A 20,456-nucleotide genomic window follows, 5' to 3' on the forward strand; every position below is an offset into this window, starting at 1 on the left:
TTGCCAAATTCCGCTCATTTCTTCGGATCACCATGCCCGCTTTATTCACCCCCTTTACCCTTAAAGACGTCACGCTACGCAATCGCATCGCCGTGCCCCCCATGTGCCAATACAGCGCCGTCGACGGCGTGGTCAACGAGTGGCACGACGCCCATTACGCCGGTCTGGCGCGCGGTGGCGCGGGCCTGGTGATCGTGGAAGCCACGGCGGTTTCCCCCGAGGGTCGCATCACCCCGGGATGTACCGGCTTGTGGAATGACACTCAAGCCGAAGGCATGGCGCGCATCGCCGCGCGCATCAAGGCCGCGGGCTCGGTCCCGGGCATCCAGATCGGCCATGCCGGCCGCAAGGCCAGCGCCAACCTGCCTTGGGAAGGGGATGACCACATTCCCGAAGGCAATCCGCGCGGCTGGCCCACCATCTCGCCTTCCGCCATCGCCTTCGGCGGCGGCCTGCCCAAGATGCCCCGCGAAATGACGCTGGCTGACATCGACCGCGTGCGCGGCGATTTCGTCGCCGCGGCGCAACGCGCGCGCGATGCCGGTTTCGAATGGCTGGAACTGCATTTTGCCCATGGTTATCTGGCGCAAAGCTTCTTCTCGGTGCACGCCAACACGCGTACCGACATGTACGGCGGCAGCCTCGAAAACCGTGGCCGCTTCCTGCTGGAAACGCTGGCGGCCGTGCGTGAGGTGTGGCCCGAGAACCTGCCGCTGACGGCGCGTTTCGGGGTCATCGAGTTCGACGGCCGCGATGAGGAAACGCTGGTGGAGTCCATCGACCTGGTGCGCAAGATGCATGCGGGCGGCTTGGACATGCTGAACGCGAGTATCGGTTTTTCGACGATAGAAGGCCGCGCGCCCTGGGGCTCGGGTTTCCTGGCCCCGGTCGCCGAGCGCGTCCGCCGCGAAACCGGCATGCCGGTGGCGTCCGGCTGGTGCATGGATGACCCGCAGGTCGCCGAGCGCGCGATCGCGCAAGGGCAGATGGATCTGGTCATGATCGCCCGCGCGCATCTGGCCGACCCGCACTATCCCTATGCCTTGGCCGTGGCGCTGGGTCAGGACAATCCCGCCTGGGTGCTGCCCGCGCCTTACGCGCACTGGCTGTCGCGCTACAAGGGCCCGGGCAAGGGCGCCGCGCAATAAGCATTGCGTGGAATGGGCAGCGTTTCAGGGCGGGCAGCGGCCCCCATCACGGCGGGAAGCTTTCTATCGTTTCCCGCACGGTGCCCAGTACCCCCGGCAACGCTTCCAGTGCCACGGAGCTCAGCCCCAGGCGCAGCGCGTGCGGGGCGTGCCGGGTAGTGGCATAGGCGTCGCCTTTGGACACCGCGATGTCACGTTGCGCCAGCGCCGCGGAGATCCGGTCCATCCTGAGTTCCGCTGGCAGTGCCAGCCAGACGAACAACGATTGCGGATGCGCGATCAGGTCCATGCCCTGGAACGCCTGCCGCGCATACTGCTGCCGTCGCTTGGCATCGGCGCGCTGGCGTTCTTCCAGGCGGGCCAGGGTGCCATCGGCGATCCAGTGCGTGCCCAAGGTGGTCACCAACGTGGGCAGGCTCCAATGGCTGGCACGGATGTGTGCCTTGACCTTCGTGGCGACCGCGGGCGGGACGCTGACGTAGCCGTAGCGCAGGCCGCTGGCCAGGCTCTTGGAGACGCTCGACACATAGGCCGTACGCTCCGGCGCGCGCGCTGCCAGGGGCGCGGGCGCGCGGCGAATCAAATGTGCGTAGACGCCGTCTTCGATGATCAGGCAGTCGTGCCGGCGGGCCAGCGCGACCAGGCGCTGGCGCTGTGCGTCGGTCATGACCCAGCCCAAGGGGTTGTGCAGGGTCGGCATGGTGTAGATGGCGCGTATGCGCTGCCGCTCGAACAAGGCCGCCAAGGCGTCCAGGTCGGGGCCGCCGACGCCATCCAGTGCGGCCGGGATGGGATGCAGCCTGAGGCCATGCGCTTCAGCCGCCATCTTGAAGCCGGGATAGGTCAAGGCGTCGACGGCCACGGCGTCGCCTGGAGCCAGCAGGGCGCGTATCACGCAATCCAGGCCATGTTGCGCGCCGTTGACCAGGAAGAGCCTTTCCACTTCAGTATCCAGGCCGCGTTCGCGCATCAGGAAGTCTCGCAAGATGGCCCGGTCATGGCGCCGGCCGCCGGGTGGTTGCTGATGCAGCAACGCGGCCAGGTCGCCGCCCGTGGCCAGCTGGCGCAAGGCCTCGCGCAGCATGTCGCCCTGGCCCGGCCAGCCCGGATGATTGAATGACAAATCAGCGGCGGCGGCGTTGCGGCGCGATTCATCGGCGGCGTCCCATTCGTCTCGCGGCGGCCGATCACGTACGAACGTGCCTCTTCCGGTTTCGCCGACAGCCAGGCCCATGCTTTTGAGCCGCGCATAGACGCTGGTGGCAGTGGCCACGGCAATGCCATGGCGTGTCGCAAGCTGCCGGTGCGTGGGCAGGCGCGTGCCGGGCGCCAGCCGGCCGCTTCGAACGTCGTCCGCCATCGAGGCGGCGATGGCAGCCGCGCCCAGGCTGTCGGTAGTCTCGGCCGGCCCGACGGCCGGCTTCGTCCCTTGCTTGGCCACGATGGACGTCCCTAGGACAATTTTTTGATTGTCATAGTCTACGCCGCTACGCTACGGGAATCATCCACCCTGGTCTTGGAGACGGCATGGATATGCCCGCGGCTCTACCCGTCCTGGATTTTCTCCGCCGCCAGATCGACGGCGCCTTGCCCGCCGGTGCACGGACGTCGATGCGCTATCCCACCGCGATTTCCCAGTTACTGGATTTCCGCCTTGTCGATGTAGGACCTGCGATGGCCGTGATCGAGCTGGACGCGGACGCTGCCCGGCATGGCAATCAACAAGGCACGGTACATGGCGGCATGCTGTGCGAGCTGGCGGACGCCGCCATCGGCACGGCGCATTCCACCCTGATGCAGGAGGGCGAGTCTTTCACCAGCATCGACCTGCGGGCGACCTTCCTGCGGCCCGTCTGGCGGGAGCGTTTGCGGGCCCACGCCCGCGTGGCGCATGGGGGGCGCACCGTCAGCCACTATGTGTGCGACATCCTGCGCGAGGACGGCAAACCGGTGGCCACCGTCGCCAGCGTGGTGATGACCCTGCGCGGCGACGGCGCCAAAGGGCGTTAGCGGATTACTTGCCTAGCCACTTCGCGCTCAACGCCCCATATTCGCCATTGGCCTGGCTCAAGTGCAGCCACTGGTCCACGTACTTCTTGAAGACCTCGTCGCCGCTGGGCAGCAGATAGGCCATCTCGGCATACTGCAGAGGCTTGTCGGGATTGACCGCGCACAATTCGGGATGCAGTTTGCTTTGGGCGATCGCCTCGGCCGCCTCGGTGACGAAGACGTCCGCGTTGCCCTTGATAATTTCGTCGAAGATGGTGACGTTCTCGCCATGCAGGGTCAGCTTGGCGTGCGACAGTTTGGTACGCGCGAATTTCTCGTTGCTGCCGCCCGGGTTGAAAATCACGCGCACGTCGGGCTGGTCGATGGCGCCGATGCTCTGGTACATTGCCACATTCTCGCAGCGGGTAATCGGCGTCTTGCCATTGATCATATAAGGCGCGCTGAAATAAGCCTGTTTCTGGCGTTCAAGCGAAACGGATATACCGCCCACCGCGATATCGCATTTGCCGGCCACGAAGTCGGGCAGCAGATTGGCCCAGGTGGTCTTGATGAACTGCGGCTTGGCATTCAGGGACGCCGCCAGCGATTGCGCCAGGTCGATATCGAGGCCTTCAAATTCGCCCGGTGCGTGCTGGAAGCTGAAGGGTTTGTAGTCCCCCGGCGTGCAGACCCGCAATGTGGCGCTTTGGGTGACGCGTGCCAGCGTACCTGGCGTGGCCTGTGTCGATTGGGCGTGGGCGGCAAAGCCTGCGGTCGATAACAGCAATGCGGCGATCGTTTGAATTTTCATGGCCAGGGTCCAGGTGCAAGTCCGGAATAAGGTAAATGGCGTGCCTTGCAAGCCAGATGTGCTTGAATTGGCGAAATAAATTGTTCCTGGCGTGCAAGGTTAGGGTCGATATTGTCAGAAGTTTTCTGAGAATCTGACAATTCCTATTTCCCCGATTTTCACGCCGACCCATGGTAATCCAGGGTCCGCGGACAAAACAGCCCGGGCTAGCCCTTGGTTTGAGACCCATTTCCCGGATTACGTGCAAGCAGATTTGAGATTGTTATGCGTTACAGTCGACTCGTCTTGTTTGTATGCAAGGTGAGTCTTGGATAGCATCCTTTCCCAACTTTCTACTACGCTGCCGCAGGCAAAGTCCCTGAACGAATTGGCGCGACCGATTTTGCAGATGTTGGGCGAAGCAACGGGATTGGAGTCCACTTTTCTGACGTCGATCGACTTGGAAAAGGGAGTCCAGCAAACCCGTTATTCGCGCAATGTGGGCGACTTGAATATTCCAGAAGGTATGTCGGTCCCATGGAGCGACACGCTGTGCAAGCGTGCACTCGACGATGGCGTGATGTACACGGACGATGTCCCCGGCAGGTGGGGGGATTCGGACGCCGCGCGCGCCCTGGGTATCAAGACCTACCTCAGTTCACCGATCCGCAACGAGCAGGGTGAGCTACTGGGCACCCTGTGCGCGTGCAGCGCGGCGCGCCGGCCCCTGCACCCCGAAACGGAAGGCTTGCTGCATCTGTTTTCCAATCTGGTCGGCATGTTCGTCCAGCGCGAACAACTTGTGCAACAGCTGCAGACCGCCAATGAACGCCTGACGTCCTATGCCCTGACGGACGCCTTGACCGGCTTACCCAACCGGCGCGCCCTCTACGACGAGCTTGAGCGGCTGATGTCGCGCGGGCGCCGTGGCAACAGCAGCGTGATCGTGGGCATGCTGGACCTGGATGGCTTCAAGGCCATCAACGACACCTATGGCCACCAGGCCGGCGATCTGTTCCTGCAGGAAATCGCCCGGCGCCTGATGGGCGGCATCCGTTCCAGCGATCTGGTGGGACGCATGGGCGGCGACGAATTCCTGTTCGTCGGCCCGGGCCCCAAGCTGGACGACTCCGACGACGGCGACGGCATGGCGGTGGGCGATGCCGCGCCGGTCGCGCGCACCGTCCTGACCGTGCAGAGTCGCCTGATCGAGTCGACCACCGGGCGTTATCGCGTGCTGTCGCATGACATCGACTATGGCGGCGCCAGCGCCGGCGTGGTCGCAATAGATCCCCGGGAGCTGTCCGCGGAAGCCGCCGTGCGCCTGGCCGACCGGCGCATGTATGAAATCAAGCGCGGCCGCAAGGAAGGGGTCGCGGAGATCCGCTAGGGGTGGCGTTCAGATTGTCACCGTGCCACGGCCGATCTCGATGACACGGCCACCCACCTGCACCTGTTGATCCTCGGTCACGTGCAGACGCAGCGTGCAGGGACGGCCGACTGCCTCGCCCTGGCTGACGCGATAGCTGGCGGGCAGGGTGCGCCCCTGTTGCACCAGCCAGCCGCCCAGGTTGGCGCAGGCCGAGCCGGTACCCGGGTCTTCCACGACCGCGCCGCCCTTGCTGAAAAAGTAGCGCGCCAGCACCTGGCCCGGCTGGTCGCCGGCGGGCTCCTGTTCAAACGCAAACACATAGGCCGTCTTGCGGCCCAGGCTGCTGGCCGGCCAGGCGTCGAAGCTGGCGCCCGGTGCCGCGCGCCGCACCGCGTCGGCGCTGCGCACGGGGACCAGCAACTGATCGGCGCCGGTATCGATCCAGCGCGGCGTATCCAGCAGGTCATCTTCCCTCAGGCCCAGCATCACGGCCAGTTCCGCCGCCGGCGTGGGCTCGGCCCGATGCTTGACGGGGCCGTCTTGCGGCGCGGTAAACGTCCAGACGTCGTCCTGCGCCCACACGGGCACGACGCCGGCCAGGAATTCCAGCTTCAGTGACTGGCCCGTGCCGCGCAGCGCGCGCACGACCTGCGAGGTGCCCAAGGTGGGATGGCCGGCGAAGCGCATCTCATAGCCTGGCGTGAAGATGCGCACCCGCGCGTCGGCCTGGTCCGACGGCAGGATGAAGGTGGTTTCCGACAGATTGAACTGCAGCGTCAGCGCCAGCATGGAGGCGTCATCCAATCCACGCCCGTCTTCGAACACGCACAGCTGATTGCCGCCGAACGTCGATTCGGCAAAGACATTGAGAAGGCGGAAAGCGTAGGTAGCCATGGCGGAAGAGGGCAAATGTTGGGACGAGCCATTGTAAGGAGGAATCCACGCATCCTGAATAGCGCGTTCCAAATTGAGCATCCCAAATAGCGCATCCCAAATAGCGTAAAAAGCGCAGCAAGATCTGAGTCAGACTGATTGAAGACGAAGGTCGATGCTGGTAATAGAATCGCGGTTTGCCGGCCTAACCCTGGAGCGATATGCCTAAGACGATACTGCCACCTGTCGTTCCCCCGCCGCGCCGGCGTCCCACTGATCTGATCTACGGCGCTGACGATCGTCTTCCGCCCACGACGGCGGCGCTGCTTGCGGTGCAACACCTGGCGACGGCCCTGGCCTTGATTGCCTATCTGCTGGCCGCCGCGCGCAGCGCGCAGCTGAATACGGCGGATACGCAATCGCTGCTGTCGGTCACCTTGATCGGCATGGCGTTGGCGACCGCCATGCAGGCCTGGGGCGGCCGGCTGGGCGCGGGCCGCCTGCTGGTCCACATGCCGAATCCCTTCATGATCACCTTCGCCGCCATCGCCATGCAGCGCCATGGCATGGGCGGCATGGCCACCCTGACCTTTGTCGGCGGTCTGGTGGCCCTGGCGATCAGCCCCCTGATGCAGCGGCTGCGGGCCGTGTTTCCCCCCACGGTTGCCGGCGTGGTGGTGTGCTTCGTCGGTATCTCGCTGATAGGCGTGTCGGTGCGCCATGCGCTGGGCCTGGATGCCGAGGGCGGCATCGACGGTACAAGCCTGGCCATCGCCGGTGTCACCCTGGGTGTGATCGTCCTGTGTTCGGTATGGGGCGCGCGCGGGGTGCGCTTGCTGGCGTTATTGCTTGGCATCGGTGCAGGCGTGCTGATGGCGGCCCTGTTCGGCCAGATCCAGGGGGGCGAGGCTCTGGCGCAGGCGCCGTGGATGGCGCTGCCGGCGGTCCATCCGCCTGATTTTTCGGTGACGTCGGACCTCTTGCTCGCGGCGGCGTTGATCGCCATATTGTCCCAGCTGGACACCGTGGGCAGCGTCATCATGATGGAGAAGATCGAGGATGCCGAATGGCGTCGCGCCGACATGCGCAGCATCGGCCGCGGGGTCCAGGCCAACGGCCTGGGCGATATGTTGGGCAGCCTGCTGGGCGGCTATCCCACGGCGATTTCCTCGGCCAATATCGCGCTATGCCATGCCACGCGCTCGACGGCACGGCGGATCGGCCTGCTGACGGCGGTGCTGATGGCCGCCATCGCGTTCCTGCCGCAGGTCACCCTGGCCCTGACCTTGATCCCCACCGCCGTCCTGGGCGCGGTGGAGTTGTATGCGGCGGCCTTCCTGATCGTTTCCGGCATCGAGCTGATTGCCTCACGGGCCGTGGACAGCCGCGGGATTTTCACGGTGGGGCTGTCCTTGTGCGCCGGGCTGGCGGTGATGTTCATTCCGTCCATGCCCAGGCATGCTCCGGATTCCATGCAGTTGCTGGTGGGCAGCGGCTTCATCGTGTCCGGGATCACGGCGATCGTCCTGAATCTGCTCTTTCGCCTGGGTACGGCGCGGCAGGTGCATCGCGCTTTTGAACCCGGCGAAACGCCCATCGGAGAACAGGTCATCGCTTTTGTCGAACGCCAGGGCGGCGCATGGGGTGCGCGCCGTGACGTCGTACAGCGGGCCGCCATGGCCGCGCTGGAAGCCGTGGACGTCCTGCAGCAGGATGAGCGCCGGCATCTGCGCGGGATACGTGGGATGTTCGATGAATTCAACTTCGATATCGAACTGTTGTACGAGGGGCCGGCGCTGGTGCTGCCAAGCAAGCAGGGCGTAGCGAATCCGCAGTGGTCGGTCGAGGACCTGGATGATCAGGGTTTCGATGCCGCCATAGAAGAAGCGGTGGCGCGGGTGTCGAGCACGCTGGTGCGGCACTGGGCGGATCGGGTCGTGAATGGATCGCGCGGTGGGGAGGGGAATCTGCTGCTGCATTTCGATCATTGATGGGCATGATCGCGGCCTGAATGCTCGTCATGAGCATGGGCTTTTCCGGAATAGAATGGCATCGGCGTCGCGCCAATATTTGGGACGCGTCGCGGAATAGCGAAATCTTTCCTTTAGGATGAGCAGGATGCCCACAGCGACGACCGAAGCCCCTTGCATGGCGGATCTGGTTCGCCGTTACGACTGGGCTTCAACGCCGCTGGGTGCGATCGAGACGTGGCCGCAAAGCTTGAAGACCGCCGTCGACATCATCCTGGGCTCCGGCCATGCCATGCAGCTGGCTTGGGGCCCCGAGCGCATCATCCTCTACAACGATGCTTATGCCCCCATGCTGGGCACCCGTCATCCGGCCGCGCTGGGCGTGCCGTTCAAGGATGCCTGGCCCGACGTCTGGGACGAGATCGAGCCGCTGGTGGAGCAGGTCTTCGCCGGCGAGACGGTGAAGTTCGACAACATGCCCCTGGTGATGACGCGACGCGGCTATCGGGAGGATACGTGGTGGAATTTTTCTTATTCACCGGTGCGGGACGAGTCCGGCGCGGTCGCCGGACTGCTCAACGTCACGCTGGATGCGACGGAGCGCAAGCGCGCCGAACGCGCCGAACAGGAACGGGACGAGGCCAATGCGTCTCTGCGGGAAAATGAAAAGCGCCTGAGCGCGCTGGTGCGCGCCAGTTCGGATGTCATCTACACCATGAGTCCGGACTGGGCCGAGATGCGGCGGCTTGAAGGGCGCGGCTTCATCACCGATACCGATGCGCCCACGGTCAAATGGGCCGAGGAGTATCTGTATCCGGAGGACAGGCACACGATTTTGAATGTGGTGGCGCAAGCCATCGCCAGCGAGGGCGTGTACGAACTGGAACACCGGGTGCGGCGCGCCGATGGCAGCGAGGGCTGGACGTTTTCCCGGGCCATCGCCGTGCGTGGCCTGGATGGTGAAATCATCGAATGGTTCGGTACCGCTGCCGATGTGACGGATGCCCATGCGTCGCGGGCGGCCTTGCTTGAAGTGGAGGAAAGACTGCGGCTGGCGGGGCGGGCGACCAACGACGCGGTGTGGGATTGGGATCTGCGGACCAATCAAGTCACGTGGAATATCGCGCTGCAGGCTGCCTATGGTCACCGATTGGAGGATATCGAACCTACGGGTGCCTGGTGGATCGCGCATATCCATGTCGACGATCGCGAACGTATCGTGCGCAGCATTCACGGCGCCATCGATTCCAGCACGCCTGACTGGAACGATGAATACCGCTTCGAGCGCGCGGATGGCAGCTATGCCGATGTGCTGGACCGCGGCTATGTGCTGCGTGACAGCGCCGGCAAGCCGCTGCGCATGGTCGGCGCGATGTTGGACGTCTCCGCGCGCAAGGCCGTCGAGCGCCAGCTGGAGGAAGATCGCCGGCGATTGCTTGAAGAAGTCGAAGCCAAGACCGCTGAGCGCGATCGGGCCGAGGACGCGCTGCGGCAAGCTCAGAAAATGGAAGCCGTCGGTCAGCTCACCGGTGGCCTGGCGCACGACTTCAATAATATGTTGGCGGGCATTTCGGGCGCCCTTCAACTGATGCAGCTACGTCTGGCGCAAGGCCGCGTCGGTGAACTGGAACGCTACTCGACCGCTGCGCAGGGGGCGGTGCGGCGCGCTGCCGCGCTGACCCACCGCCTGCTGGCGTTTTCGCGCCGGCAGACCCTGGATCCCAAGCCGGTGAATGCCAATCGGCTCATTTTCGATATCGAGGAATTGATCCGGCGCACCGTGGGGCCGCAAGTCGAAGTCGAGACCATCGGCAAGACAGGCGTCTGGACCACCTTGGTCGATCCCAATCAGTTGGAGAATTCCATCGTCAACCTGTGCATCAATGCGCGGGACGCGATGCCGGATGGCGGCCGCATCACCATCGAGGCGGGCAACGAGGAACTGGATAAGGCCGGAGGGCAAGCCCGCGATCTTCCGCCGGGTCATTATGTTTCGATTCGGGTGACCGATGCCGGCACGGGGATGTCGCCGGAAGTGGCGGCACGCGCCTTCGATCCATTCTTCACGACCAAGCCGCTGGGGGAGGGCACCGGACTGGGGCTGTCCATGGTTTATGGCTTCGCGCGCCAATCCGGCGGCCAGGTCCAGATCACGAGTGAAGTCGGTGTGGGCACGACCATATGCATCTATCTGCCGCGCCATTTGACGGAGGCGGAGGCGGATGAGGGTGCGCAGTTGTCCCCGGTGTCCATACTGAATGCGGATGGCGCCAAGGATGCCGGCAGTGTGCTCGTCGTCGACGATGAGCCTTCAGTCAGAATGCTGGTGGTGGAGGTCGCGCAGGAGTTGGGTTTTGGCGTGGTCGAGGCGGCGGACGGTCCCGGCGCCTTGCGGATGCTGCGGGATTATCCCGACGTGAACCTGTTGATCACGGACGTGGGTTTGCCGGGCGGCATGAATGGCCGCCAGGTGGCGGATGCGGCGTTGCAATTACATCCACGGCTGCGGGTGCTTTTCATTACCGGGTATGCCGAAAGCGCCGTCATCGGCAATGGCCAGCTGGCGCCGAATATGGGCCTGCTGACCAAGCCATTCTCGATCGACGTATTGGCAGAGCGGATACGCACGATACTGGCGTAGGAATCACGCGGGTTTTTTCTCGCCCGGGCGCAGGGTCAACACGCGCACGCCGTTGCGAGTGACGGCTACCGTGTGCTCGAACTGCGCGGACAGCTTGCCGTCGCTGGTGACCACGGTCCAGCCGTCATCCTCGGTTTCGACGGTATGCTTGCCCTGATTGATCATGGGTTCGATGGTAAACACCATGTCTTCGCGCAGCATCAGGCCGGTTTTCGGTTTGCCCCAATGCAGGACTTCAGGCGCCTCGTGCATTTCGCGGCCGATGCCATGGCCGCAATATTCGCGAACGACGGAATATCCGTTCTTCCTGGCGTGCCGCTCGATGGCATAGCCGATGTCACCCAGCCGGGCGCCGGGCCGCACGGCATTGATGTCTTTCCATAAGGCTTCGTAGGTGACGGCCACCAGGCGCTGGGCGGGCGCCGCCACTTCGCCGACCAGATAGGTTTTGCTGGAGTCCGCGATATAGCCGTTGGCTTCCAGCGTGATGTCGAAATTGACGATGTCGCCATTGGCCAGGATCTCTGTCGGCGAGGGGACGCCGTGGCAGACGACCTTGTTGCGCGACGAGTTGAGCGCGTAGGCGTAGCCATACTGGCCTTTGCTGGCGGGACGGGATTTCAGCTCGTTGACGATGAAACTGTCGACCAGGTCGTTGACCTGCATGGTGGACATGCCGATCAGGTTCAAGCTGTCGAGGCGGGTGAAGACCTGGGCGAGCAATTCGCCCGACTTGGCCATCAGGGCGATTTCTTCGGGTTGCTTGATCATGCCGCCGCGGCCCTGACCGCCTGCGGGATCACGCCCGCCGCGCGTAATTCCCGCGCCACGATGTCGTTGAAACTTTGCGTCGGATTCGTTTCGCACAGCATGCCGATCTTGATCCAGAACGCGGCCTGCGCGTTGATGGATCGGCACGAAACGCTGCTGGCCTTGCGGATCTGGTCGTGCAGCTCGTCGTCGATGTTTACGATGCCCATATGCCTGTCTTTATATGAAACGTATACGAATCATATACTCCTTGTGCAGGCCGTGACAAGGGGGAGGACATTGCCACGGGTTGAACTTCCGGGGTTCAGCCCTATCTTATGAGGGGTTATTGGAGGGCTCACTATGTACCCCACACATTCGAAATCCTTGGCGGGATCGCTGGTGCTGGCCGCCTGCCTGCTGTTCAGCGGCAGCGTCCTGGCCGCGGATGCGACGCCGGACCAGGTTTACCAGGCCGCCCAGGCGGGTAATTTGAAGCAAGCCCAGGAGATGATGGACCAGATCCTGCGCGATCATCCGAATAGCGCCAAGGCGCATTTCGTCGAAGCGGAATTGCTGGGCAAGCAGGGCAAGCTGCAGCAGGCGCAGGCTGAATTGAATACCGCGCTGCGTCTGGATCCCAATCAGCGTTTCGCCAAGCCTGGCGCGGTGGACGAACTGCGAACCTTGATTTCGTCGGGGAGTGGCGCGTCTCATGCGCGCGGTACGTTTGGCGGCATCCCCTGGGGGATGGTGCTGGGTATCGCGGCGCTGGTGATCGTCGCCTCCCTGGTGCTGCAAGCGCGTCGTCGGGCGGCTTATGCGGCGGCGAACCAGCAGGGCCCCTATGATTATGGCGGTGGCATGCGGGCCACGCCTTATGGCGGCCCGCCACCTGGGGGTCCTCAAGGCGGTTATGGCTATCCCGGTGGCGTGGCGCCGGGTCAAAGCGCGGGCGGTTTGGGCTCGGGCATCATGGGCGGCCTGGCCACGGGCGCGGCGGTTGGCGCTGGTGTGGTTGCCGGTGAGGCCTTGATGAATCGCGTGTTGCACGGTGGATCAGCTGGCGCAGCGGGCACCGGGGTCGATACTGGCGCGGCGCAGAATGGCGGCGATGCCGGCTACGACATGGGTGGAAAGGACTTCGGACTGCGCGATGCGGGTGGCTGGGACGATGATGATCCGACGCGCAAGTTGAAGAACAACGACAGTGGCGATGGCCAGACGTGGAATATCGACTATCCGTGGAATAACAGCGATTCCTCCAACGACAGCGGGGGCGGCGATTCGTGGGATAGCGGGGGCGGCAGCTCCGACGACGACTGGACGTGATGATGGCTAAGGCCCATGCCCTTGCCGGGGTTTTTCTGGCGCTGAGTCTTCTGTCGGCTGGCGCCCATGCCAGCGACCCGCGGGAATGCCGGGCGGCGGGTGGGAAGCTGCTCGTTGGGGAAGTCGTGACGGCGCCGAAATTCAAGCACGGCATGTATAAGAAAGGCGTCGAGCTGTCGCATACGCATCTGACCTTGCGGGACAAGGCGGGCGAGGCCTACGACGTGGCGATCGACAATGTATTCGCGTCGGGCTACCGGCCGAATTCGAAAGCCGTGCCGGCGCCTTTGGACACGATTTCAGTGGGTGATCGGCTTGAGGTCTGCGGGATTCCGTTTAAAGGCGGGATCCACTGGGTCCACAATAATTGCGGCGATACGCCCACCAGATCGGACCCCAATGGTTGGATCAAGGTGGTCCAGGCCGATGGCCGTACCGGGCCGAATCTTGAGGATAGCCAGACCTATTGCCGGCTGTGGCCGCGTAGATAGGTCTGGGACTTTCTAGGCGATGGGAATGTAGATGTCGGTTTCCCATTGGTCCTGGGGTGTTTCCGGAAAGACGCTCAGGTAGTGGAAGAACAGGGGATGATCTCGCAGTTCTTCGCCGCTGGCGGGGAGCCAGTCGCGGTAGAAGGGGTAGATGGTTTCGCTGATGAGATCGGGCGAACCGGAGTGACGCAGCACCGCGCAGCGCCCGCCGGGGATGACGATGTCTTGGATACCGTAGGTGTTCGGCGCGATCGGCGCTGTTATCTCGCCGCAGATGTCGAAGCGAAACTCGTCCGCCGGCGTGGTGTCCGGATTATTGCGTGGGATGCCGAAGGTCCGGCTGGAAGCGACGGGGGATTCTTCGGTTTGCTTGCGCCATTCCACGAACTTGCGCACGGTTTCGCTGACGAGGGCGGGAGCGCCGGTGTGTTCCAGCGCGGCGACGCGGGTTTCCGAGAAGTCGACGATCCTGACTTGCATGGTGAATTTCCTTGAAAGATAGGGGATGACGAAGGTCGCACTCCAGATATGCCAGTTCGGCTGGCGCCGGAAGGAACTTGGCGCCATGCCGAATGCGCGTTTGAAGGCCCGGCTGAAGGCTTCGGGGCTGTCGAAGCCCGCGTCGAGCGCGGCATCCAGCACCGAGCAGAACGCATCACGAGTAGCCAGGCGATGCGCGGCCCTGCGCAAGCGCAGCAGCTGCACGTAGCGGGCGACGGGTACGCCCACATAGGCGGCGAATTGCCGATGGAAATGAAACTTCGAGAAATTCGCGACGCGGCTCAACGTTTCCAGCGCCAGGTCCCCTTCGAGGTTGGCTTCAATATAGGCAAGCACCGCATCGAAGCGTTTCGTATAGGCAAGGGTGGCGTCAACGTGAGTTTGCATGGAATGGACTGGCTAGTGCGACAGGCGTAATCATCAACCAGCCCTCCGTCCCGCGCCTAGCCGAGCTTGCTCAGTTTTCCGGTGTACAGGACGAAAACTCGTAATCCCGCTCGACCAGGCAGATACGGGTCTTGTAGCGCTCGTACCATTTGTCCTGTCCCGCGCGTTGCGCCGCCAGATGTTTGGTGTTCTGTTTCCAGGCGGCGATCGACGCCAGGCTGTCCCAATAAGAAACCGTGATTCCCAGCTCTTCCCGCGCGGATTCGACCCCGAGAAACCCGGGCTGCCTGGCCGCCAGCTCGACCATCGCATCCGCCATATCGTTGTAGCCGTCGTCTCCCGGCGTACGAATGGAGGTGAAAATCACCGCGTAATAGGGCGCTGGTCTGGTTTTCGCGATCGACATGATTGCCTCGGTACTTTGTGATGTTGAGTCGATGACTGGCGTTCAGTTCCCGCATCATAATCGGGCAGTGCCCGAAAATCGTGAGGCAGCATCACGCGTCAGTTCTGGCAATAAAATTACGCCGGAACTCTTGCGGGTGAATTGGCTACTGAGGCAGCACGATTCATGGGGCCATTTGGGATGAATGAATGTCGAAATTAGATGACGCGCGATCTGCGTCTAGCCAACAATACGTCCATCGGGTCGAAGCGTTGCTTCGGGACGCCGAGAGCTGGTGTCGATCCCAGGGCCTGCAAACGGACGCGTTTACCGCGACGTTGCGTGAAGAGGGTGTGGAAGCGTTCCAGGCGCCCGGGTTGGACATCTCTAAAGACGGTCTGTCCTTGGCCCAACTCGTCCCGGTTGGATCGAGAGTGATCGCCGCGGATGGCCGCGTCGATCTTGTCGGGCAGCTAGCCAGCCATTCCTTCTTGTTCTACGTCGGTCTGGGGCCCGAATTCAAGTCGGCGACGATTGTCGATGGCCAGACGATACACGCTTCCAGGCGCATGCTACGCGGCTTGGATGGCGACGGGTGGTACTGGATAGAGTCAAACGTACGCAAAGCCAAGCGCGTCGACGAAAGCTTGTTTATCGACCTGTTTACTGACGTATCCGATTATGAATTCTGACCATTCTTTAGAGCATGTCTACCAAGCGTTCCTGGTAGCACAGGACAGCTTCAGGGTCACGAGGCAGACGGTTCGGGAACGGTATCAGCCTTCTATGCGCCGGACGCAGTTTGTAGGCGCGACACCGGAACAAGCGGAAGCTGCATTAGCGCAAGCCTCCAAACAGGCATCGGATCTTGCTGTCCTGGCTCTGTTTGCCACGTTCGAGCGATATGTCATTGAGCATCTACAGACCGCGAACGAGCGGCTCGCGGTGGGGCATCCCGTCGAATATTCCCGCAAATTGGCAGAGAAATTCAAAGGCGAAGTTGAGTATTGGCGCTTCGAAGAAATTCTGGATTTGTTCAAGCCCGGCTTGGACGCTGATCAGATCGGTCAGGTGAAGCAGATCAAGAAATATCGGGATTGGATCGCCCACCGCAACACCAATCGGCCAGCTCCTATGCCGGCCACGCCCAAGACGGCTTTTCAAGTGCTTAGCCAAGCCGCGGATCAGATCCGGCTGATCCACACACTGCCAAACTGACTCGTCAAGCTTCCCGCACCATATTTCAAGAAGAGATGCGTTATTGCAGGGTAAACCCGTTATTGTCAGATAAGTTGATAGGCAGATAAGCTTGCGCTCAAGATGTCTGGTTTGCGCGCAAGTGCGCTGTGCAGGGCGCCGTGGACATCGCCAATAATTCCTACATAAGAGACAACGCCATGGCAATTTCCAGGGAGGCGGCCGGCAGGCACGCTGGTCGGGTGGTGATGTGTACGGGCGCGGCGCAAGGGTTGGGACGCGCCATGCTCGATGCCTTCGCGGCCGAAGGGGCGCGGCTGGCCTTGATCGATATCGACGCGGACGGGCTGGCCACGGCGCAGGCGCAATTGCAGCGGGTCTATCCGGCGGTCGAGACGATCTGCGTCACGGCTTCGGTAGCCGACGACGGCCAGGTGGCCCAGGCCTTCGAGGCCGTGCTGGCGCACTTCGGCCGGGTCGATGTGTTGCTCAACAACGCCGGCATTTCCATGAACCGGCCGTCGCTGGAACTCACGCCAGCGGACTGGCGCAGGGCCATCGATATCGACCTGTCCGGCGTGTTCTATTGCTGCCAGCAAGCAGGACGAGCGATGCAGGCGTCCGGCGGCGGTGTGATCCTGAACACGGCGTCCATGTATGGCGTGGTGGCCGCGCCCGAACGCGCCGCCTATTGCGCCGCAAAGGCTGGCGTCGTGGCCTTGAGCAAATCGCTGGCGGTGGAATGGGCTGAATTGGGGATACGCGTCAACGCGATCTGCCCGGGCTATATCCGCACCGCGCTGGTGGACAGCTTGATCGAACGGGGCGCCCTGGACGCCGCGCGTATCAGCGCGCGCACGCCGATGGGACGCCTTGGCACGCCGCAGGATGTCGCCGGTGTTGCCTGCTTTCTGGCCTCGGATGCCGCGGCCTTCGTGACCGGGCACGCCATGCTGGCTGACGGCGGCTGGACCGCCAACGGATACATGTAGGAATCCCATGCCTCAACTTACGCATCTCACGCCGCAGTCCCCCTGGACGGCGTTGACCACCACCGACCAGGATTGGGAAACCGCCGATCCCACGCTGCTGGGAACCCTGCTGGCGCACTGCCATTTGATCCGTGGCTTCGAAGAAGCGGTACTCGACCTGGCCGGACAAGGCCTGGTGCACGGGCCCGCGCATTCGAGCATAGGACAGGAGGGCGGCGCGGCGGGGTCCATCGTGACGCTGCGCGCGCAGGACGGGGTGAACGGGTCGCACCGGGGCCATCATCAGTTTCTGTCGAAGTCGCTGGCTTATCTGTGCCCCAACGGCATCGACCCGCGTGCGGAACTGGCGCCGGCGGTCCAGGGTCTGCTGCAACGTACCCTGGCGGAAATCCTCGGTCTGGCTCAAGGCTTCTGCAATGGCCGCGGCGGGTCCATGCACCTGCGCTGGACGGAAGCGGGTGCGCTGGGCACCAATGCCATCGTCGGCGGTGGCGTGCCGATGGCGGCCGGCCAGGCCTGGGCCCATCGCCATGCCGGCACCGATGCGGTGATGATCAGCTACTTCGGCGACGGCGCCATCAACATCGGTTCGGTGCTGGAAACCATGAACCTGGCGGCCGCCTGGAAGCTGCCGCTCTGCTTCTTCATCGAGAACAACCGCTACGCGGTGTCGACCCACGTCGATGAAAGCACCGCCGAGCCGCGCCTGTCCGCCCGGGGCCTGGGTTTCAATATCCCCAGCTGGCAGGTGGACGGCATGGATCCGCTGGCGGTCCATCTGACGATGCAGGCCGCGTTGGCGCATATGCGGGCAGGCAACGGGCCGACCGTGATCGAGGCCGACGTCTACCGCTTTTTCCATCAGAACGGCCCTTACGCGGGCAGCGCGTTCGGCTATCGCAGCAAGGACGAGGAGCAGGCCTGGCGCGCCAGGGACCCCCTGGCCCTGATGGCCACGCGCATGCAGGCCCGCGGGCTGATCGACGAGGCCGGCGTGCAGGCCCTGCGCGAGCGCGTGCAACAGGCGATGCGTCACGCTGTCGCTGAGCTGACCGAAGCGGATCCCCAGGCGGGGGAGGGCAAGCGCCGCATTCGTCCCACGCTGTGGCCGTCGACGGACTTCCGCGACGTGGGCATGCTGGGCGACCTGACGGAAATGCAGGGGCTGCGCTATGCGGACCAGGACAGCGGCGAAGTGCCGCTGGCGGAACGTCCGTTCATCGACGTCGTGGCCGATGTCATGGACCGGCGCATGGCGCGCGATCCCGGCGTGGTGGTGATGGGCGAAGATGTACACCGCCTGAAGGGGGGCACCAACGGCGCCACGCGTGGGCTCGGCAAGACCTATCCCGACCGGTGCCTGGGCACGCCCATCAGCGAGAACGCGTTCGTCGGGCTGGCAGGCGGCATGGCGCTGGACGGCCGCTATCGTCCGGTCGTCGAGTTCATGTATCCGGACTTCATGTGGGTGGCGGCGGACCAGGTCTTCAACCAGATCGGCAAGGTCCGCCATATGTTCGGCGGACGCGACGACGTGCCGCTGGTATTGCGCACGAAAGTGGCCATGGGTACGGGATACGGATCCCAGCATTCGATGGATCCAGCGGGCATCTTCGCGACCTGCCCGGGATGGCGCATCGTGGCGCCGTCCAATCCGTATGACTATGTGGGATTGATGAACTCGGCTTTGCAGTGCCGCGATCCCGTCCTGGTGATCGAGCACGTCGATCTGTACAACAGCAAGGGCCTGGGGCCGGTCGATGATTATGACTACTACCTGCCGGTTGGAAAGGCCGCGCTGCGGCGTAGCGGACCGGACGTCACGGTGATTTCCTATTTGTCGATGGTGGGACACGCGGCCGAAGCGATGGATCGCTGCGCTGTGCAGGGTGATCTGGTCGATCTGCGCTGGCTGGATCGGGCCAGCCTGGATTGGGACACCCTGGGCACCAGCATCCGCAAGACCAATAACGTGTTGATCGTGGAGCAGGGCGCGCGCGGCACGTCGTATGGCGGCTGGCTTGCCGATGAAATCCAGCGGCGCTTTTTCGACTGGCTGGATCAGCCGGTGCAAAGGGTCACAGGAGGGATGGCGGCGCCGAGTATTTCCAAGGTGCTGGAGCGGGCGGCGGCCGCGCGCACGGACGAGGTCGAAGCGGCGTTGCGTGAAGTCATGACCAACCAGGGAGCTGCCTGATGCCTGCCTTGATACGCATGCCCGAGATTTCGGCCAACGCCGCCGCCGCGCAGCTGGTGGAATGGCTGGTGGAAGAAGGCGCCTTGGTGGCCGCGGATGATGTGGTGGCAAGCATCGAGACCGATAAGGCGGTGGTGGACTTGAACGCGGGCGCGGCGGGAACGCTGGTGCGGCGCCTGGTCCAGGCCGGCGACCAGGTCGCCGTCGGCGCCGCTGTCGGGGTGGTGCTGGAGCAGGGCGAGTCCGCGGATGCGGTGGATGCCGTGCTGGCGCAAGCTGGTAAGCCCGCGCCTGCGGTCGCGGTCGCGGCCACGCCGCCGGCGACGGCCACGCCCGCGCCAACCCCCGCTTCGGCGGCACGCAGCGCTCAAGTGATCGCCGAGGCCCCGGCGACGCAGCCCAAGCTTTCGCAAGCATCGACGCCCGCGCAGCCGCAAGCGCAGGCACCGTCCCCGGCCCCACCCGAACGGTCCTTCGCCAGCCCGCTGGCCCGCAAGCTCGCCCGCCAAGCCGGCATTCCGCTGGAAGATCTACGCGGCAGCGGGCCCCAGGGCAGGGTGGTCAAACGCGATATAGAGCGCGCCAAGGTCGCCCGTGACGCCGCCGTCGATGCGGCTTTCGAGACCATCCCGCACACGCCCATGCGCGCCACCATCGCCCGGCGCCTGACGGAAAGCAAGCAGCACGTGCCGCATTTCTATCTGCGGGGCAAGTGCCGCATGGAAGCCCTGTACGCCTTGCGCGAGCAGCTCAACCACGCCCACGCAAACGCAGCCGGCTACGGCGGCCATGGCCGCACGCATAAGCACACGGATCACGCCGATCATACGCATCGCCAAGATGCCGAGCCGGCCCCACGCAAGTTCTCCGTCAACGACTTCATCATCAAGGCGGTGGCCTGCACCTTGCGGGACCTGCCGGATACCAATGTGATCTGGACGGACAGCGCCATGCAGCGCTATCGCCAGGTCGACATCGCCGTCGCGGTGGCGACCCCCAAGGGCTTGATCACCCCCGTCCTGCATGGTGTCGAAGCGCTGCCGCTGTCGCAGGTGAGCGCCACGATGGCGGCTCTGGCCGCGCGCGCCCGTGAATCCCGTTTGCTGCCCCACGAGTACCAAGGCGGCACGTTCTCCATCAGCAATCTGGGAATGTATGGCGTGACGGAATTCGCCGCTATCATCAATCCCCCCCAATCGGCCATCCTGGCGGTAGGCGCGAGCAATCGGGTGCCGGTGGTGAACGCGGACGGCGCCTTGGGCACCGGGGTGGTGATGGAATACACCTTGTCGGTCGATCACCGCGCGATCGATGGGGCGCTGGCGGCCAGGTGGCTGGCGCGCTTCCAGCAATATATGGAACACCCGGCTACGATGCTGGCGTGAGTTGCCGTGGCGCGGCCGGGATCATGATCCCATCGCCGCGGCCATGGCGCGAATGG

General features: G+C 63.8%; 19 protein-coding genes. 12 read left to right on the top strand and 7 right to left on the bottom strand.

Annotated elements, in window-relative coordinates; genetic code table 11:
* The first annotated feature begins 32 nt into the window (after positions 1 to 32).
* Positions 33 to 1,148 (top strand): NADH:flavin oxidoreductase/NADH oxidase, encoded by a 1,116-nt coding sequence (locus tag ASB57_RS05335; RefSeq protein ID WP_057651187.1) that lies wholly within the window; start codon positions 33 to 35, stop codon positions 1,146 to 1,148.
* 46 nt (positions 1,149 to 1,194) lie between these two features.
* Here the strand turns inward: ASB57_RS05335 and ASB57_RS05340 are convergent, their stop codons facing one another.
* Positions 1,195 to 2,535 (bottom strand): PLP-dependent aminotransferase family protein, encoded by a 1,341-nt coding sequence (locus ASB57_RS05340; protein WP_057655927.1) that lies wholly within the window; start codon positions 2,533 to 2,535, stop codon positions 1,195 to 1,197.
* 140 nt (positions 2,536 to 2,675) lie between these two features.
* Between ASB57_RS05340 and ASB57_RS05345 the strand changes: the two genes are divergently transcribed.
* Positions 2,676 to 3,158, top strand: coding sequence for a PaaI family thioesterase (locus ASB57_RS05345; protein ID WP_057651190.1), 483 nt, complete (start codon positions 2,676 to 2,678; stop codon positions 3,156 to 3,158).
* Positions 3,159 to 3,162: 4 nt separating this feature from the next.
* Here ASB57_RS05345 and ASB57_RS05350 read toward each other — a convergent pair whose 3' ends face one another.
* Positions 3,163 to 3,948, bottom strand: a complete 786-nt coding sequence (locus ASB57_RS05350) for a transporter substrate-binding domain-containing protein (protein WP_057651192.1) — start codon at positions 3,946 to 3,948, stop codon at positions 3,163 to 3,165.
* Positions 3,949 to 4,255: 307 nt separating this feature from the next.
* Here ASB57_RS05350 and ASB57_RS31795 point away from each other — a divergent pair, with 307 nt between their 5' ends.
* Positions 4,256 to 5,317, top strand: coding sequence for a sensor domain-containing diguanylate cyclase (locus ASB57_RS31795; protein ID WP_057651195.1), 1,062 nt, complete (start codon positions 4,256 to 4,258; stop codon positions 5,315 to 5,317).
* A 9-nt stretch (positions 5,318 to 5,326) separates the two neighbouring features.
* Here ASB57_RS31795 and ASB57_RS05360 read toward each other — a convergent pair whose 3' ends face one another.
* A complete protein-coding gene (locus ASB57_RS05360; protein WP_057655928.1) occupies positions 5,327 to 6,193 on the bottom strand; it encodes a PhzF family phenazine biosynthesis protein in 867 nt (288 codons plus the stop codon).
* 200 nt (positions 6,194 to 6,393) lie between these two features.
* Between ASB57_RS05360 and ASB57_RS05365 the strand changes: the two genes are divergently transcribed.
* Positions 6,394 to 8,163, top strand: a complete 1,770-nt coding sequence (locus ASB57_RS05365) for a uracil-xanthine permease family protein (protein ID WP_057651197.1) — start codon at positions 6,394 to 6,396, stop codon at positions 8,161 to 8,163.
* A 127-nt stretch (positions 8,164 to 8,290) separates the two neighbouring features.
* Positions 8,291 to 10,783 carry a PAS domain-containing sensor histidine kinase gene (locus ASB57_RS05370; protein WP_082621389.1) on the top strand — a complete coding sequence of 831 codons (2,493 nt, stop codon included), beginning with the start codon at positions 8,291 to 8,293 and terminating at the stop codon, positions 10,781 to 10,783.
* Positions 10,784 to 10,786: 3 nt separating this feature from the next.
* On the opposite strand, the gene map is transcribed toward ASB57_RS05370, so the two are convergent.
* Together map and ASB57_RS05380 are read right to left on the bottom strand one after the other, a co-directional pair.
* Positions 10,787 to 11,554, bottom strand: coding sequence for a type I methionyl aminopeptidase (gene map, locus ASB57_RS05375; RefSeq protein WP_057651200.1), 768 nt, complete (start codon positions 11,552 to 11,554; stop codon positions 10,787 to 10,789).
* Complete coding sequence (locus ASB57_RS05380) at positions 11,551 to 11,763, bottom strand: ParD-like family protein (RefSeq protein ID WP_057651202.1); 213 nt, start codon at positions 11,761 to 11,763, stop codon at positions 11,551 to 11,553. The genes map and ASB57_RS05380 overlap by 4 nt, the downstream gene beginning before the upstream one ends.
* Before the next feature lie 133 nt (positions 11,764 to 11,896).
* Between ASB57_RS05380 and ASB57_RS05385 the strand changes: the two genes are divergently transcribed.
* Both ASB57_RS05385 and ASB57_RS05390 read left to right on the top strand, forming a co-directional pair.
* Positions 11,897 to 12,865, top strand: coding sequence for a lipopolysaccharide assembly protein LapB (locus ASB57_RS05385; protein ID WP_057651204.1), 969 nt, complete (start codon positions 11,897 to 11,899; stop codon positions 12,863 to 12,865).
* Positions 12,865 to 13,356: a hypothetical protein gene (locus ASB57_RS05390; RefSeq protein ID WP_231755345.1), complete on the top strand. Its 492-nt coding sequence runs from the start codon at positions 12,865 to 12,867 to the stop codon at positions 13,354 to 13,356. The genes ASB57_RS05385 and ASB57_RS05390 overlap by 1 nt, the downstream gene beginning before the upstream one ends.
* Positions 13,357 to 13,368: 12 nt before the next feature.
* Here the strand turns inward: ASB57_RS05390 and ASB57_RS05395 are convergent, their stop codons facing one another.
* Together ASB57_RS05395 and ASB57_RS05400 are read right to left on the bottom strand one after the other, a co-directional pair.
* Positions 13,369 to 14,244 carry a GyrI-like domain-containing protein gene (locus tag ASB57_RS05395; RefSeq protein ID WP_057651206.1) on the bottom strand — a complete coding sequence of 292 codons (876 nt, stop codon included), beginning with the start codon at positions 14,242 to 14,244 and terminating at the stop codon, positions 13,369 to 13,371.
* A 70-nt stretch (positions 14,245 to 14,314) separates the two neighbouring features.
* Entirely contained in the window at positions 14,315 to 14,650 is a 336-nt protein-coding gene (locus ASB57_RS05400; RefSeq protein ID WP_057651208.1) for an antibiotic biosynthesis monooxygenase, read from the bottom strand.
* Between the two features lie 188 nt (positions 14,651 to 14,838).
* Here ASB57_RS05400 and ASB57_RS05405 point away from each other — a divergent pair, with 188 nt between their 5' ends.
* The 5 genes from ASB57_RS05405 (at position 14,839) to ASB57_RS05425 (ending at position 20,400) form a co-directional block, all read left to right on the top strand.
* Complete coding sequence (locus ASB57_RS05405; protein ID WP_057651210.1) at positions 14,839 to 15,321, top strand: hypothetical protein; 483 nt, start codon at positions 14,839 to 14,841, stop codon at positions 15,319 to 15,321.
* Positions 15,311 to 15,847: a hypothetical protein gene (locus ASB57_RS30935; RefSeq protein WP_156414066.1), complete on the top strand. Its 537-nt coding sequence runs from the start codon at positions 15,311 to 15,313 to the stop codon at positions 15,845 to 15,847. The genes ASB57_RS05405 and ASB57_RS30935 overlap by 11 nt, the downstream gene beginning before the upstream one ends.
* Before the next feature lie 179 nt (positions 15,848 to 16,026).
* The gene (locus ASB57_RS05415) at positions 16,027 to 16,818 is read left to right on the top strand and encodes an SDR family NAD(P)-dependent oxidoreductase (protein WP_057655931.1); all 792 of its coding nucleotides are present in this window, start codon (positions 16,027 to 16,029) and stop codon (positions 16,816 to 16,818) included.
* A gap of 7 nt (positions 16,819 to 16,825) precedes the next feature.
* The gene (locus ASB57_RS05420; RefSeq protein WP_057651214.1) at positions 16,826 to 19,015 is read left to right on the top strand and encodes a thiamine pyrophosphate-dependent enzyme; all 2,190 of its coding nucleotides are present in this window, start codon (positions 16,826 to 16,828) and stop codon (positions 19,013 to 19,015) included.
* Positions 19,015 to 20,400 (top strand): 2-oxo acid dehydrogenase subunit E2, encoded by a 1,386-nt coding sequence (locus ASB57_RS05425; RefSeq protein WP_057651216.1) that lies wholly within the window; start codon positions 19,015 to 19,017, stop codon positions 20,398 to 20,400. Before ASB57_RS05420 ends, ASB57_RS05425 begins: the two co-directional genes overlap by 1 nt.
* The last annotated feature ends 56 nt before the right edge of the window (positions 20,401 to 20,456 follow it).

Source organism: Bordetella sp. N, assembly GCF_001433395.1.
Taxonomy (GTDB): Bacteria; Pseudomonadota; Gammaproteobacteria; order Burkholderiales; family Burkholderiaceae_B; genus Bordetella_C.

Excerpts from the sequence above, each read along its gene's own strand:
- ASB57_RS05345 (WP_057651190.1), top strand. The coding sequence starts at position 2,676 with ATGGATATGCCCGCGGCTCTACCCGTCCTGGATTTTCTCCGCCGCCAG.
- map (WP_057651200.1), bottom strand. The coding sequence starts at position 11,554 with ATGATCAAGCAACCCGAAGAAATCGCCCTGATGGCCAAGTCGGGCGAA.
- ASB57_RS05425 (WP_057651216.1), top strand. The coding sequence starts at position 19,015 with ATGCCTGCCTTGATACGCATGCCCGAGATTTCGGCCAACGCCGCCGCC.
- ASB57_RS05405 (WP_057651210.1), top strand. The coding sequence starts at position 14,839 with ATGTCGAAATTAGATGACGCGCGATCTGCGTCTAGCCAACAATACGTC.
- ASB57_RS05385 (WP_057651204.1), top strand. The coding sequence starts at position 11,897 with ATGTACCCCACACATTCGAAATCCTTGGCGGGATCGCTGGTGCTGGCC.
- ASB57_RS05365 (WP_057651197.1), top strand. The coding sequence starts at position 6,394 with ATGCCTAAGACGATACTGCCACCTGTCGTTCCCCCGCCGCGCCGGCGT.
- ASB57_RS05415 (WP_057655931.1), top strand. The coding sequence starts at position 16,027 with ATGGCAATTTCCAGGGAGGCGGCCGGCAGGCACGCTGGTCGGGTGGTG.
- ASB57_RS05395 (WP_057651206.1), bottom strand. The coding sequence starts at position 14,244 with ATGCAAACTCACGTTGACGCCACCCTTGCCTATACGAAACGCTTCGAT.
- ASB57_RS30935 (WP_156414066.1), top strand. The coding sequence starts at position 15,311 with ATGAATTCTGACCATTCTTTAGAGCATGTCTACCAAGCGTTCCTGGTA.
- ASB57_RS05360 (WP_057655928.1), bottom strand. The coding sequence starts at position 6,193 with ATGGCTACCTACGCTTTCCGCCTTCTCAATGTCTTTGCCGAATCGACG.
- ASB57_RS05420 (WP_057651214.1), top strand. The coding sequence starts at position 16,826 with ATGCCTCAACTTACGCATCTCACGCCGCAGTCCCCCTGGACGGCGTTG.
- ASB57_RS05335 (WP_057651187.1), top strand. The coding sequence starts at position 33 with ATGCCCGCTTTATTCACCCCCTTTACCCTTAAAGACGTCACGCTACGC.
- ASB57_RS05370 (WP_082621389.1), top strand. The coding sequence starts at position 8,291 with ATGCCCACAGCGACGACCGAAGCCCCTTGCATGGCGGATCTGGTTCGC.
- ASB57_RS05350 (WP_057651192.1), bottom strand. The coding sequence starts at position 3,948 with ATGAAAATTCAAACGATCGCCGCATTGCTGTTATCGACCGCAGGCTTT.
- ASB57_RS05390 (WP_231755345.1), top strand. The coding sequence starts at position 12,865 with ATGATGGCTAAGGCCCATGCCCTTGCCGGGGTTTTTCTGGCGCTGAGT.
- ASB57_RS05380 (WP_057651202.1), bottom strand. The coding sequence starts at position 11,763 with ATGGGCATCGTAAACATCGACGACGAGCTGCACGACCAGATCCGCAAG.
- ASB57_RS05400 (WP_057651208.1), bottom strand. The coding sequence starts at position 14,650 with ATGTCGATCGCGAAAACCAGACCAGCGCCCTATTACGCGGTGATTTTC.